13 protein-coding genes and 1 riboswitch are annotated in these 13,423 nt (G+C 52.9%); of the genes, 12 read left to right on the top strand and 1 reads right to left on the bottom strand.

Annotation, left to right across the window (positions count from 1 at the left end; all coding sequences use genetic code 11):
* The 3 genes from HMPREF9412_RS25085 to HMPREF9412_RS25075 all read left to right on the top strand — a co-directional run.
* The coding region (locus HMPREF9412_RS25085) for an aminotransferase-like domain-containing protein (RefSeq protein ID WP_050802859.1) at positions 1 to 1,237 on the top strand (1,237 nt) is incomplete at its 5' end.
* Positions 1,238 to 1,296: 59 nt separating this feature from the next.
* Positions 1,297 to 2,082, top strand: a complete 786-nt coding sequence (locus HMPREF9412_RS25080; protein ID WP_009594561.1) for a helix-turn-helix domain-containing protein — start codon at positions 1,297 to 1,299, stop codon at positions 2,080 to 2,082.
* A 504-nt stretch (positions 2,083 to 2,586) separates the two neighbouring features.
* Positions 2,587 to 3,441, top strand: coding sequence for an SDR family oxidoreductase (locus HMPREF9412_RS25075; RefSeq protein ID WP_009594610.1), 855 nt, complete (start codon positions 2,587 to 2,589; stop codon positions 3,439 to 3,441).
* A 97-nt stretch (positions 3,442 to 3,538) separates the two neighbouring features.
* Here the strand turns inward: HMPREF9412_RS25075 and asd are convergent, their stop codons facing one another.
* Positions 3,539 to 4,342: an archaetidylserine decarboxylase gene (gene asd, locus HMPREF9412_RS25070; RefSeq protein WP_009594614.1), complete on the bottom strand. Its 804-nt coding sequence runs from the start codon at positions 4,340 to 4,342 to the stop codon at positions 3,539 to 3,541.
* Positions 4,343 to 4,507: 165 nt separating this feature from the next.
* Positions 4,508 to 4,620, top strand: a riboswitch (TPP riboswitch).
* A gap of 91 nt (positions 4,621 to 4,711) precedes the next feature.
* Between asd and HMPREF9412_RS25065 the strand changes: the two genes are divergently transcribed.
* From HMPREF9412_RS25065 to HMPREF9412_RS25025, 9 genes are all read left to right on the top strand, one after another.
* A complete protein-coding gene (locus HMPREF9412_RS25065) occupies positions 4,712 to 5,341 on the top strand; it encodes an ECF transporter S component (protein ID WP_009594569.1) in 630 nt (209 codons plus the stop codon).
* Positions 5,334 to 7,010: an ABC transporter ATP-binding protein gene (locus HMPREF9412_RS25060; RefSeq protein WP_009594606.1), complete on the top strand. Its 1,677-nt coding sequence runs from the start codon at positions 5,334 to 5,336 to the stop codon at positions 7,008 to 7,010. Before HMPREF9412_RS25065 ends, HMPREF9412_RS25060 begins: the two co-directional genes overlap by 8 nt.
* Positions 7,007 to 7,813 carry an energy-coupling factor transporter transmembrane component T family protein gene (locus HMPREF9412_RS25055; RefSeq protein ID WP_009594571.1) on the top strand — a complete coding sequence of 269 codons (807 nt, stop codon included), beginning with the start codon at positions 7,007 to 7,009 and terminating at the stop codon, positions 7,811 to 7,813. Before HMPREF9412_RS25060 ends, HMPREF9412_RS25055 begins: the two co-directional genes overlap by 4 nt.
* A gap of 146 nt (positions 7,814 to 7,959) precedes the next feature.
* On the top strand, positions 7,960 to 8,529 hold the full coding sequence (locus HMPREF9412_RS25050; RefSeq protein WP_009594579.1) for a TetR/AcrR family transcriptional regulator: 570 nt from the start codon (positions 7,960 to 7,962) through the stop codon (positions 8,527 to 8,529).
* A gap of 4 nt (positions 8,530 to 8,533) precedes the next feature.
* Positions 8,534 to 8,893 carry a DMT family transporter gene (locus tag HMPREF9412_RS25045; protein WP_009594607.1) on the top strand — a complete coding sequence of 120 codons (360 nt, stop codon included), beginning with the start codon at positions 8,534 to 8,536 and terminating at the stop codon, positions 8,891 to 8,893.
* 477 nt (positions 8,894 to 9,370) lie between these two features.
* Positions 9,371 to 10,069: a response regulator transcription factor gene (locus tag HMPREF9412_RS25040; protein WP_009594566.1), complete on the top strand. Its 699-nt coding sequence runs from the start codon at positions 9,371 to 9,373 to the stop codon at positions 10,067 to 10,069.
* Complete coding sequence (locus tag HMPREF9412_RS25035; protein WP_009594616.1) at positions 10,069 to 11,001, top strand: sensor histidine kinase; 933 nt, start codon at positions 10,069 to 10,071, stop codon at positions 10,999 to 11,001. The genes HMPREF9412_RS25040 and HMPREF9412_RS25035 overlap by 1 nt, the downstream gene beginning before the upstream one ends.
* 374 nt (positions 11,002 to 11,375) lie before the next feature.
* Positions 11,376 to 12,299 (top strand): ABC transporter ATP-binding protein, encoded by a 924-nt coding sequence (locus tag HMPREF9412_RS25030; RefSeq protein ID WP_009594612.1) that lies wholly within the window; start codon positions 11,376 to 11,378, stop codon positions 12,297 to 12,299.
* Positions 12,292 to 13,032, top strand: coding sequence for an ABC transporter permease (locus HMPREF9412_RS25025; RefSeq protein WP_009594562.1), 741 nt, complete (start codon positions 12,292 to 12,294; stop codon positions 13,030 to 13,032). Before HMPREF9412_RS25030 ends, HMPREF9412_RS25025 begins: the two co-directional genes overlap by 8 nt.
* Positions 13,033 to 13,423 lie beyond the last annotated feature (391 nt).

Here is a 13,423-nt window from a genome sequence, read left to right as displayed (position 1 = left end):
AACTTACGTGGCCGAGGGGATCGCTGCCACGGCAGACCAGCCGCCATTGGCCGAGCGTGCGCCGGCGCTCTCCGCTTGGGGGCAGCGCCTGATGAGCCAAAGCGGGGAATACGTCTCGGCACAGCTGCTGCTGAAGGAGCCTCCCCCGGGTACGATCTCTTTCGCGAATGCGAGGATGCCCATGGAGGATTTCCCTTATTCGGAGTGGCGGAGCGCGTTATCCTATGCAGGCGGAAGCGGGGGAGCCGAGCTGCAGAACGGAGCGCCGCCGGAAGGGGATATCGAACTGCGCCGGGCGATAGCCGGACACCTTCGGTTCACGCGGGGCATACAGGCGGATCCCGAGCATATCGTGGTTTTCAGCGGTTCCATGCAGGGACTTGTCCTGATGTTTCAGCTGCTGGTTGATCCCGGCGATCACGTGGTGATGGAGGATCCGGGTTATCAGGGAATCCACCGGGGCATAAGCTTGAGCGGCGGGATTCCGCTGCCGTCCCCTGTCGACGACGCCGGATTGATTCCGTGCGAATGGGACGCCGGCCTGCTTGTCGTAAGCCCCAGCCGTCAATACCCGACGGGCGCGGTGCTGCCGCTGGAGCGAAGAAGGGTGCTGCTGAATTGGGCGCGAAGCCGCCAGGCCTTTATTATCGAGGATGATTACGACAGCGAATTCCGCTGGGGCGGCAAGCCGATCGAGCCTCTGAAAATGCTGGACGACGAGGGACGCGTCATCTTTGTCGGTTCATTCTCCAAAACGATGTTCACCGGCCTCCGCATCGGTTATGCCTTGCTTCCCCCGAGCCTGGTTGAGGCGGTCGTTCAGGCCAAGGCTCTGTACGAGCCGATCTCGCCAGCCGTATTGGAGCAGCGCGCCTTGGCCCGCTTTATTGTAAGGGGAGGTTACGGGCGGCATCTCAGAAGAATGACCCGGCTGTACGGCGCGCGGTATGAGGCGCTTCGCCATGGGATGGAAGCCCACGCCTCGGGTTTGTTTCGCCTTCACCCCGGCGATGCCGGCCTGCACGTCTACGCGAACTGGCTGCGTTCCGCGGAAGAGTATGCCCTGTTCCAGGAGGCTGCCCGCAAGCGCGGCGTCATGTTTCGGGATGCAGCTGCCTATCATCGTACGCCCGGGCTGCCTGCCGCCTGCTTCGGCTTCTCGCATCTCGGCATATCCAGCATCGAAGAAGGGGTTGCCCGGATGGCGCAGGCATGGCGGGACATGCAAAAAACATAAAAAACGGGTATGATGGGAAAGAGGTCAATTTTTGAATGAGATGAGGGGGTTATGACGAGATGCTGAATGCATCGCCGTCTTCGTTTATAATCATGCCTGCGCTTGCCAAAATCGTTTGCGAGCCGGGCTGGAAATGGCAAAAACGCGAAAGGCCCATGCAGAACTACGATTTGTTCTATGTATGGAGCGGCGAAGGCACGGTCGAGCTTAATGACGAGCCCTTTACCGTGGGAAAGGGAAGCTGCTTCCTGTTCCGACCCGGAGATCATACGAGCGCGACGCACAATCCGCAGAAGCCGCTCGTATTGACATATATCCATTTTGACGTGACCGACCCGGTCGAAGAGATTCCGGCATCTTATCGCAAGCTGACGGAAACGATGGATTTCGAATATTTGCTTGCACGCTATGTGCGTTTGTATCTGGACAAGCCCTATGGTTCACTGGAAGAGGGCCAGCTCATTCTGAAGCAGCTGATGATTCATCTGCTGCGCTCGGATCTGGATGCGCCGGTGGTCAAAAAAGCAAGCAATCAGCTGTCCGAGGCGATCCATGAAATCGCGAATTACGTCCGCCAGCACCCGGGGGTTCCCCATCGGGTCGAGGATTTGGCGGCCAGAGCGGGGTTGTCTCCCCGCTACTTCTCGATCAAGTTCAAGGAGCTGATCGGCACGCCGGTGCAATCCTATATCATTCAGATGCGGATCGAGCGGGCGCAGCATCTGCTGCTGCATCAAGGGATGAACGTAACGGAAGTGGCCGACGCGCTGGGATACCGGGATATTTTCTTTTTCAGCCGGCAATTCAAGCAGTATACGGGCAAGAGCCCATCCGAAATTCGGTGATTCCCCACCCTTCCATAACTTACCTGCTTGGTGGAAGGGGCCCATGGGTTTCATAGCAAGCGATTTAGGGTAAAAACGACGTACAGTTTCATTTTATGAAGGGGGGAGAGGGGAATGAGCCCAAGAAGACGGGTGCGTGGACGTTTCTTCAGTCGTGGCGGCTGCGGTATATTCAGAAATCGCTTGCGCCGCATGAAGACAACGAATCAGGATCATCAGGACGTTTGGTTTTAAAGGACCTTGGCCTACATACGGGTGACGTTGAATCCCGTTATCATATACGCATTTCGCTGGAAACACGCAAAAGGGAGCTGACAAGCTCCCTTTTTTATTGGGATTTATTTAATAGGTCAGGACCCAGACTGCATTGCAAAAATTTGATATATTGGGAATATACATAAAGCGCTTAAGAGCAGAGCTCGAAACGGATTAGGCATTTTGGATAATAGGAAGGGTGACGGGTGTGAAGGAGAGAGTGGCATTGGCGGAGCCGGCGGTGATCCGGTGGTAAAGGGGAGAGCAGGGAAGGCTGCGCTGGTCACGGGCGCGTCGAGCGGGTTCGGACTGCTGATCAGTCTGGAGCTGGCAAAAGCAGGTTATGACGTGGCCGCGGGTCTTCGCAGACCTGAGGCGGCGGCAGAGCTGTTGGCTCAGGCTGAACAAGCCGATGTTACCGGGCGTATTCACATCTTCCGACTGGATATATGTGCCGAGGAGCAGGTCAAGGCTGTTGCTTTGGCGCTGGAGCAGAAGTTCGGCCGCTTGGACGTGCTGGTGAACAACGCCGGCGAGGCGGTGGGCGGCATGGTGGAGGAAGTGCCGCTGGGCGGCTGGCGAAAGCAGATGGAGACGAATTTCTTCGGGACCGTATCGGTGACGCAGCATATGCTCCCGCTGCTGCGCAAGTCCGGACGGTCCAAAATCATTCTCATGAGCAGCATTAGCGGCAGGGTCGGCTTTCCGGGTTATGGTCCCTATGCGGCGTCCAAATTTGCGCTGGAGGGGTTCGGCGAGAGCCTGTCCATGGAACTGATGCCCTTTGGCATTGATGTCGTGCTGGTCCAGCCCGGTGCCTACGGCACGCCGATCTGGAATAAGAGCTTTGGGGAGTTAAAGGTTAAGGAAGGATCACCCTACAACGCTCTGCTGAAGGGCGTGCTGGACTATTCCGAGCGGACGGCCAAGGGAAGCGGGGATCCACAGGAGGTAGCCAGGCTTGTGGCAAGAATCGCGTCTATGTCCAAGCCCAGGTTCCGCTATACGCTGCCCCGAGGCACGCGGATGACCGCGCGGATCAAGGGCGTGCTGCCGGATCGGCTGTTTCAGCGGATCATTTACCGGCTGCTGAGCAGGCGGTAAACATTCATGCAGCTACCGCATGCTGGGCCGGCATTAATCATTCATCCGTCGAATGTTTCATGGAGTTTGTAGCGCGGTGCTTGGAAGGAGAAAGGAATTACCCTTTTCGGGCTGTGGAAGGGTGCAGCAAACCAAGCAGTTCCCCCATCTTCACCTTGGAGCCCGGCTCCAAGTCGCCGCGCGGAGTAAACGTGCCGTTCTCCGTCAAAAGCACGACGGTAGAGCCGAATTCAAAGTACGCAAGTTCGTCGCCGATGTCGTATTTCTTCACGCTCTCGTCGGCATAACGGATGCTGCTTACGTTCATGGCTCCGACCTTCACGACCGCAACTTCGCCGAATTCATGGGCAATATAGGTAATGAGACGCTCGTTGCGGCTGAGCACGTTCCGGATATGGGTCATCGCAAAATCGTTCACGGGGTATACCCGGCCCTTCAAATGCTCGCTTTCCGCTTGAATGCCGGTTACCGGGGAATGTATGCGATGATAGTCGGTCGGGCTTAAATACAATACGAATGCATAACCGTTGATGTAATTCTCCATTCTCGGTGACTTGGCGAGCAGCTCGCTCAGGGTATAATCCTGTCCCTTGACGCTGAGAATGGTGCCGGCGTTGACGGTGCACATCGCCGAAATCGTGGCATCGACGGGGCTTACCATGGCATCGGCGGTGTCGTCTATGGCGCGCAGGCCTATTTTTAACCGGCGGGAAAAGAATTCGTTCAGCGAACGGTATTCGTGGATCTCCTTCTCCGCTTCATGCGCCGGGATTTGGTAGATTCGTATAAATGCAGGTATTAGATGACGGCTCAGCCGGCTGTGGGAACAATGCCCCATAATGCGGGACAGCCACTTGCGGGAGGACAGCTCGGTCATCAGACGCAGCAATTGTTTAGCCATGTCATTCTCCTTTGTGCATAGGTGTCGGCAATAAAACGTTGGTGGAAAAGCCAATCACTCTGATATTGACATAGAATGAGCCGGAAATCAATAAATAGCCATTTTTGAAAAAAGGTTCTTGCTAATTGGGGAACGAATGTGTATTTTAAGATTAACATGAAACCGAATAGGGAATACGGGGGCTTGAGTGAATCAGGCTGAGATTGCAGCTGCTATCCGCTGTTGACCGTTAATCTGAACTGGGTAATGCCAGCGTAGAGAATATCCGACCCTGCCTACATAGGGCCTATTTTTCCGTCTGCGCGTTTTTCCAGACGGTTTTTTGTTGTGTTCATACAAAAATAGCGGTGGAGAGGGGAATGTGTTGTTATGGGAACGTCAGTGCGAGAGAAATTGGGGGTACAGCCTAGAAAAGGGCTGCGTTTAAGCGATATTTTGGTGACGGTGCTGGTATCGCTTGTGCTCGGCGTCATTTATCACTTCTGGGGATCGGTTTACAATCTGCTGAAACCGCTGTTCTTCGAAGCGGATGAACTGTTATACGGCATGTGGTTCGCAGCGGCCACGCTCGCTTACCTGCTGATCCGCAAGCCGGGAGTGGCTATCATCGCGGAGGTGGCGGCGGCCCACGTGGAAGTTCTGTTCGGCAGCGGCTGGGGACTGACGCTGCTGCTGTACGGCCTCATTCAAGGGCTGGGCGCGGAATTGGTATTCGCGGCGTTCCGTTACCGGAGCACCTCGGCGTGGACGGTGGCGATTGCCGGGGCCGGCGCGGCGGTCGGCTCGATGGTGATGGACTTCTATTACAGCTATACCGATGATCTGCAGACCTGGATGTTCCTGGCCAAGTATGGCATGCGGATCCTCAGCGGCGCCGTCATTGCCGGCTTGCTCATGCTGCTGCTGGCCAAAGCGCTCGACCGTACGGGCGTCACATCGCTGCTGCGCCCCGCGTCCAAGAAGGATTACGAAGCACTGGATGATCCGCGCCATGTCTAAAACCGCCGCCCGCTGGGTTTCGGCTTCAACCGCCGAGGCGGTTACGGAGCAGGCCGTGCACGTGGAGGGATTGCGCCTGAAGTATCCGGGCGAGGAGCGTTTGATGTTTAAGGACTTGTCCTTCTCGGCTGCCCGGGGGGAGAAGGTGCTGCTGCTCGGTCCGAGCGGCTGCGGCAAATCCACGCTGCTTCAGGTGCTTAGCGGGATGATTCCCCGCGCCACGGAGGTGCCGATGAAATGCGAAGCTCAGCTGGTGCCTCGCTCTTGGGGATATGTATTCCAAGATCCGGATACCCAGTTCTGCATGCCGTACGTGGATGAAGAGCTGGCCTTCGTGCTGGAGAACCTCAGCGTTCCCCGCGACGAGATGAAGGAGCGAATGCAAGCCGTCCTGCATGAGGTAGGGCTTGACCTTCAGGAGCTGCATATGCCGATCAGTCATCTGTCGCAGGGGATGAAGCAGAGGCTTTCGCTGGCTTCGGCCCTTCTGCTGGAGCCGGAGGTGCTGTTCCTTGATGAGCCGTCCGCGCTGCTCGACCCGGAAGGCAGGGAGCAAATCTGGTCTGCGGTGAAGGCCGTATCGGAAGGGCGTACGCTGATTATCGTGGAGCACCGGATTGAAGAAATGGCTCAATACGTGGACCGCGTGGTGCTGTTCACCCCGGATGGCGCCATTCTGGGCGATGGCCCGCCGGCAGCGATATTCGCCGAATATGCGCGCGAGCTTCAGGCGTATGGCATCTGGTATCCCGGCGTATGGGAGGATTATGCGGAGTCTCGGGCAGGACGGGAGCTGTTTGCTCCGGTAGACGCGCCAGGCGATGAGCTGGGAAGTCTCACGCATGAGGCAGACTCATCGTACGACCACCTTGGGGAGCCTGTCATTCGGTTAGATGATTTCCGGGGACTGCGATGGGATAAACCGGTCATCTCCCTTCCTTCGGCTGAGGTATACCCCGGAGAGTTCATTGCGGTGATCGGTCCGAACGGCGCAGGCAAAAGCTCGCTGCTGCTCAGTTTGATGGGGCTCCTGCGCGCCGAAGGGACCTATGTGCTCTGCGGGGAGGAGGTCATCCAGGGCAAGAGCAGGAAGGTGAAGAAAAAGAGAGAGCGGCAGCTGCGCCAAATCGGATTCGTGTTTCAGAATCCGGAGCTTCAGTTTCTGACGGAACGTATCGGCGATGAGGTGATGTACTCGCTGCTGGTGGACCATATGCCGCCGGATGAAGCGAAGGCACGGGCCGACCGCTGCCTGGAACGCTTTGGGCTGGACGGCATGGATAACAGGCACCCGTACCAGCTGTCGACAGGCCAGAAGCGCCGGCTGAGCGTTGCTACGGCCATGGCAAGACAGCCGGCCGTCCTGCTTCTGGATGAACCGACCTTCGGACAGGATGCGCGGAACACGTTCGCAATTCTGGAGATGTGCGAACGGCTGCGCCGCGCCGGAACCGCCATTCTCATGGTGACCCATGAAATGGAGATCGCGGAGCGGGCGGCCACGCACATTTGGGAGATTCGGGAAGGGCGGTTGACGTCAAGTTTGCCTTCCCCGCGCTGGTGTAGCGGGACGGAATTCGGACGGGAGACGGGCGAAGCGAATCACGCCGATGCTTCGCGGGATACGCTGGCAGCATCCGGTCATCTCCATACGGGGGTGAACGCATGAATATATGGAATCCTGTGCGGATCACTTGGCTGCACCGGGCGAATCCGGTGGTGAAGCTGGGACTGATCTGTGCGCTGTTTTTTATGACGGTGCTGACCCATGATCTTGATTTTGTCATGTATCAGGCCTTTATCTTTATGATTTGCCTCGTGGTGCTCAGCGGGGTGAAGCCGTGGAAGATGATGTTGTTCTTCATTCCGTTTCTGCTTGCCTTCATATCGTCCGCCTCTTCCATGATGCTGTTCGGTAAGGGGGAGACGATCTGGTGGGAATGGGGGTTGTTCCGGGTATCGGAAGAAAGCTTCTACCGTGGGCTGCATCTGGGCTTTAAGGGGATTGCCTTTGCATCGGAGGGGCTGCTGCTCGTCACGACAACGTCCTCGGTGGATTTGTTCTACAGCCTGATGCAGAAGTTGAGGCTTGCGCCGAAGTATGCTTACAGCTTCATGGCCTCGATCCGGCTGCTGCCCATGGTGTGGGAGGAATATGTGATCCGCCGCCAGGCCTTGAAGGTACGGGGAGTCCGCCCGATTCGGGGAGTTCGCGGCATGGTGAACCGTGCAGGCATGTATGTGGTGCCGCTCCTGGCGCAAAGCATCCGCCGGGCACACCGGGTAGCTGCGGCGATGGAGGCGAAGCAATTTGACGGGGAACGGGCGAAGGCCCGAACGTATTATTACCCGTCACGATATTCCCGCTACGATCTTCTGGTCATCGGTTTACTGGCAGCCGCCGCCTGCTGCGCCTATATGGCGGCCGGATACTTTCCCTGGTTCGGCATTGGCGACGTGCGGTTTGATTAAACCGTTGTTCTCCGGAAAAGAGTCTGCTTACGGCTTGTAAGCAGGCTCTTTTTTGTTGATAACTCTGGATTTTATGCTGATTGAGGCGATATAATACTAATGGTACCAATAAAGTATTTTTGGTACCATTAGGAGGGTTTGGTCACTTGCGCGAGCGAATATTGAATGAAACGATCCGCTTGATTCAGCGGCAGGGGTTTACGTTTACGGTCAGTGATCTGGCCCGTGGCCTTGCGATTAGCAAACGGACGATATATGAGCATTTTTCATCCAAGGAAGAAATCGTTGAGCATATCATTGACGGGATGATTCGTCACATCCAGCAGCGCGAACGCGAAATTGCGGCGGATGAGACGCTTACCGTTCTGGAGAAAATCCATCAGATCCTGATCTGCCTGCCTCAGGAGATGGAGAAGATGGATTTGGGGATGCTGCCGGATCTGAAGCGGTCGCATTATCCGCAGTGGGAGAAGCTGGACACCTTTTTCCGAGAAGAATGGGGCATTGTCACCGAGCTGATGGAGCAGGGCATGGCCGAAGGCAGCATCAAGCGGATTCATATGCCGCTGTTCATCGACCTGTACCTCGGGTCGCTCCATCAGATTTACGATTCGAGGGCGACGGTGAAGCATCAACTGCCGCTGGGGGAGCTGCTGCAGTCCGTCATGGATATTTTATTGTTCGGCATTGCCGCTGAGAAACGGAAGGGGTCTTGAGTTTATGCATTGGGTCTATCTAAGTTTGGCTATTCTGTTCGAGGTGGCGGGCACGCTCAACATGAAGCTGTCGGAAGGATTCAGCAAACCGCTGCCAAGCGTGCTGCTGGTCGTGTTCTATATTTGCAGCTTGAGCTTCCTGACATTGAGCCTGAAGCAGATTGAAATATCCGTGGCTTATGCGATCTGGTCGGGACTCGGCATCATGATCATTACGCTGATCGGTTACATGTTCTTTGCGGAGCAGATTAACGGGCTCAAGGTATTCTCGATTCTGCTGATCATCGCAGGGGTCGTGCTGCTCAATTTATCCGGCAGCGCGCATGCGCAGGAGCAACCGAAGACGCACCAGTCCGGTCATTAAGGGCGAACAAGCTGGAAACTCCCCTTCAGAATGTTCCACGCGGGAATCCAAAGTACCCCGGTGCTTTCCATGGCAACATGGGAAACCTGGTGAGACTGAAGCCAATCCCGCAGCTGACACAGTTCGTTTGTAGTCGTTCCAAACGTTTTAACTGCTTGATTCGACTTTTGATTCAAAGGGGCCGGTTAAAACACAAGCGACAACCGTAGCTTGATGAACGTCCAGACCGCAACAACGTTCTAAAATAGCGTCCATTGTGCATCCCTCACATTTAAAAGATGCGGGTCATACAGCCTTCGATTTGTATTTTTGTACACGTGCTTCATGCGACACTCGGCGGTACGCAAGGCTGCAACAGATCAGTTTGTGGGGTTATTTTAGTTTGAGCGGTTATTTGAAGATGAATCTGAATATACCTTGGGGCCGTTGTTTCCAGTATATTAGAGTTATGGACGTAAAAAGAAAGGCGTGAATGACGTGGCTTCGAACATACTTCTTGTAGAGGATGACAGCTCGATTGGCGAAATGGTAGAGAGCTATTTGACGATGGAAGGTTTTCAGGTGGTGCTTGCCAAAGACGGAGAGGAGGCGCTCGAGCGGTTTGCCGAACGAGATTATGACCTCGTACTGCTGGATATGATGCTGCCCAAGATCAGCGGTATGGATTTTCTTAAAAAAATCAGGGAGAAAAGCCATGTGCCGGTACTGATCGTATCCGCAAAGGATGGGGAAGTGGACAAGGCGCTCGGCCTTGGTTTTGGCGCGGATGACTATATTACGAAACCTTTTTCGATGGTTGAGCTGACGGCGAGAGTGAAGGCCGCTATCCGCCGCGTGACGGCTTATGTAATAGCACCCCCAACGGAGCAAAATAAAATCATCCGGGTCCATGAACTAGAGATGGATCTGGATCATTTGACCGTGACCAAGAACGGCCAGGAGATCAAGCTGACGGCCAAAGAGCTGCAAATCTTAAAGCTGTTTATGACGAATCCGAAAAAGGTATTCACCAAGCAGCACATTTTCACATCCGTCTGGAATGACGACTATTTCGGCGATGAAAATGTCATTAATGTGCATATGAGCCGTTTGCGCGATAAAATTGAAGATCAGCCCTCCGATCCGCAGTACATCAAAACGCTGTGGGGCATCGGCTACCGTTTGGGGGAATTTTAGTGGTTGCCGTTCTGCTGATTGTTGTGATCATGTTGGCGTTGCTGAATGTGATGCAGTGGATGGGTCGGAAAAAAAGAGCTAAGCAGCTCGGCTACATCATCGATAAACTGAATAAGATTGGCGATTCGTCCTCGCAGGAGCAGCTGCTGCTTTTTACGGAGGATCCAGGATATCGTAGACTGTTGATTGCCATCAATCACTTGCTTTTGCAAACCAGGCAGTCCGAGACAGGATTTATGCGTACAGAAATCGCGATGCGCCGGATGTTGGCAAACATATCGCATGATTTGAAGACGCCGCTTACCGTGGTGCTCGGTTATATCGAAACGTTGAACCAGAAGGCCGACTTGCCAATGGAGGAAAGGGAGCGGCTACTGGATAAGGTGCATACGAAGACTGTAGAGATCGTAGAGTTGATCAACCGTTTTTTTGACCTGGCCAAGCTGGAATCGGGGGATAAGGAGATGCCCCTGACCCGCATACATATCAATGAAATTTCCAGAAACAGCATGCTGATGTTTTATGATCTGATCGAATCCGAAGGGTTGCGGGCAGACATCGATATTCCGGAAACACCGCTTTATGCATGGGGCAATGAAGAAGGGCTAAACCGCGCATTAAACAATGTGCTGAGCAATGCGATCCGTTATGGTTCACAGGGCAAGGTGATCGGCATGAAGCTGCGGGATGAGCAGGGCCGGGTGCTTATCGACATTTGGGACAAAGGCAAAGGTATTCATGAACGGGATCAGGAGCTTATTTTCGAGCGGATGTATACGCTGGAGGATTCAAGGAATAAAAGATTCCAGGGCAGCGGTTTGGGTCTGACGATTACGAAAAGACTGATCGAGCTGATGGGTGGGGAAATTCGCGTCGCAAGCAAGCCGTATGAACGGACCGTTTTCACGATTTCGTTAAAGAAGCTATCGTAGCGCGGCTTCTTAACATCATATTAGTGCTAGACAAAAAGCGAAAGTAGCGTAGGAGACGGGATCGATTCTTACGAAGCTGAAATAACCCTCTGATGTCACGCTACAATGGCTGGCGTCAGAGGGTTTTCTGTTTGATTCTCGTTCTTGGGAACGATCCCACCGTATTGGGAGACCATGAGAAATCTCTTAAACGAACGTGTCGGCACATTAATCTGACGGGTTGTGAGTGAACCGGTCTTTTTTATTCCATGTGATATGATTGTTTATAATCGAGACGCTTTCTACACTTAAGAGATTCGTAAGAATTGCGCAAGAAATATGAAAATGTTGGCGGTTATACTATGATCAAGAGATAAGTGAGAGGGGCAAATATAATGAGTTATGTCATCAGTACCCGCCATGTCAGCAAAACCTATAAAGGCAAAGATGTTGTCTCTGACGTCAGTATGAATATCAAGCAGGGGCAGATTTACGGACTGCTCGGTCCAAACGGAGCCGGTAAAACAACGCTAATGAAAATGATGCTGAATCTGGTCAAACCAACCAGCGGTGAAATTGAAATATTCGGAGAGAAGCTTACGCCTTCATCGGTTGAAATGTTTAAACGCATTGGCAGCATCATCGAGTATCCGATTTTTTACGATAAAATGACGGCGATTGAAAATCTGGAGATGCATGCGGAATATATGGGTTATTATAACAAACATTCAATTAACGAGGCACTTGAGATGGTTAATCTAACTTCCATCCAAGGCAAATCGGTATCCGAATTTTCGCTTGGCATGAAGCAGCGCCTGGGCATGGCCCGCGCCATTATAACCAAACCCGAGCTGCTCATTCTGGATGAACCAATCAATGGACTTGATCCGGTCGGGATTAAGGATTTTAGAAGTTTGCTGAGCATGTTGAGCAAGGAGTACCGGATGACGCTGCTGGTCTCCAGCCATTTGCTGGGTGAGATCGAACAAGTTGCAGATACGATCGGCATTCTTCAGGGCGGTAAATTTATCCGTGAAGTGTCTATGGATGAGATGCGCAGCGAAAACACAGATTATATCGAAATTGTGACCCCACAATGCAAACAAGCTTTATTTGTACTGGAAGATCAGTTGAAAGTCAGCAATTTCAAAATCGTCGGTGATTCAGCCATACGCATTTACGAGTCCAAATTTACGCAGCAGGAATTGACCAAGGCGCTGGTACTGAATGATGTGGCGATTGAATCGATAAACCATAAGCATACTTCGCTTGAGGAGTATTTTATGCATCAGATTAGCGGAGGTGAGCAGTATGCTTAAGCTGATCCGTATGGAGATGAAAAAGCAGAAGTTAGCCTGGTTTTACAGAGGGGCGGTTATTGCAACGATCCTATGCGCCGGTTTCATGTGTCTTATAGCCTACACGGAGGGGGGCGGAGATCCTGCATTCGGGAGTCTCGCCGATATAGCCTACACGGAGAGGGGCGGAGGTCCTGCATTCGCGAGTTTCGTCGATGCGTTATCGATAGCGGGGCTACTTTGCCGTGCGATATTTATCGTGTTTGCTTCAGTCTTGCTAAGCAGATTTATTATTGAGGAATACAAAAATAAAACGATCAGCTTATTGTTTACGTACCCGGTCGAGCGTAAAAAACTGATCATGGCGAAAATGCTGCTGGCTCTGGCTCTTACGTTTGGAGCGATGCTCATCTCGACTTTTATTATCTGTATATCCATTCTGGCTCTGAACAGCCATTTTCAGTTTATTCCGGGAAAACCGGAGGCCGACGTACTACTGCATACGGGGATCCAATTGTTGATCCAAACATTGTCAGCAGCGTGCCTCAGCCTCATTCCTTTATTCTTCGGGATGCGAAAAAAATCCGTACCGACAACGATCGTATCCTCGATCATTATCGTGGTCTTAGTCAGCAACAACACCCAGGGCCTTTCGCTTAGCACAAATATTACGATACCGTTGATCTTGGGAGTTATCGGTCTCCTGATTGCTTATCTCTCGTTCCGTAACGTAGATAAGACGGACGTAGCTTAACTAAAAAAAGCACTCTTCTTAACGGCAGCTTCGCCTGAAAGAAGAGTGCTTTTTTACGGAGATACCTACATCAATTTGGTGTTCATCTCAGGGGAATTCGGCCTGGCTTAGCTCCGGCAATTTTGCAGTGCATATCCATCTCGGATAAAAAAGCGATCAGGCTGGGCATGATGCCTTTGTTGGTGCGCGTATTTTCCGCCAGACTTCAGTACATATCCCCAGTATTAAGACTTAAGAAAACATTAAGAAACAAGAAAGGGAAAAGATAGAATCATTTTTTAAAATAATGGCATGGGTTTCTGGTTTTCCGCAATCTAACTAAACAAATGCCTTCCTGCAGGGAATAAAGGCGAGGTCTAACTGCAGAAGACCGATTCAAAAATGAAAAGGA

The organism is Paenibacillus sp. HGF5 (assembly GCF_000204455.1).
Taxonomy (GTDB): Bacteria; Bacillota; Bacilli; order Paenibacillales; family Paenibacillaceae; genus Paenibacillus_AQ; species Paenibacillus_AQ lautus_A.
This window is presented reverse-complemented; position numbering and strand designations above follow the sequence as displayed.

Coding starts and splice junctions, on each gene's coding strand:
- HMPREF9412_RS25080 (WP_009594561.1), top strand. CDS start 1,297: ATGCTGAATGCATCGCCGTCTTCGTTTATAATCATGCCTGCGCTTGCC.
- asd (WP_009594614.1), bottom strand. CDS start 4,342: ATGGCTAAACAATTGCTGCGTCTGATGACCGAGCTGTCCTCCCGCAAG.
- HMPREF9412_RS25030 (WP_009594612.1), top strand. CDS start 11,376: ATGAGTTATGTCATCAGTACCCGCCATGTCAGCAAAACCTATAAAGGC.
- HMPREF9412_RS25060 (WP_009594606.1), top strand. CDS start 5,334: ATGTCTAAAACCGCCGCCCGCTGGGTTTCGGCTTCAACCGCCGAGGCG.
- HMPREF9412_RS25045 (WP_009594607.1), top strand. CDS start 8,534: ATGCATTGGGTCTATCTAAGTTTGGCTATTCTGTTCGAGGTGGCGGGC.
- HMPREF9412_RS25025 (WP_009594562.1), top strand. CDS start 12,292: ATGCTTAAGCTGATCCGTATGGAGATGAAAAAGCAGAAGTTAGCCTGG.
- HMPREF9412_RS25055 (WP_009594571.1), top strand. CDS start 7,007: ATGAATATATGGAATCCTGTGCGGATCACTTGGCTGCACCGGGCGAAT.
- HMPREF9412_RS25065 (WP_009594569.1), top strand. CDS start 4,712: ATGGGAACGTCAGTGCGAGAGAAATTGGGGGTACAGCCTAGAAAAGGG.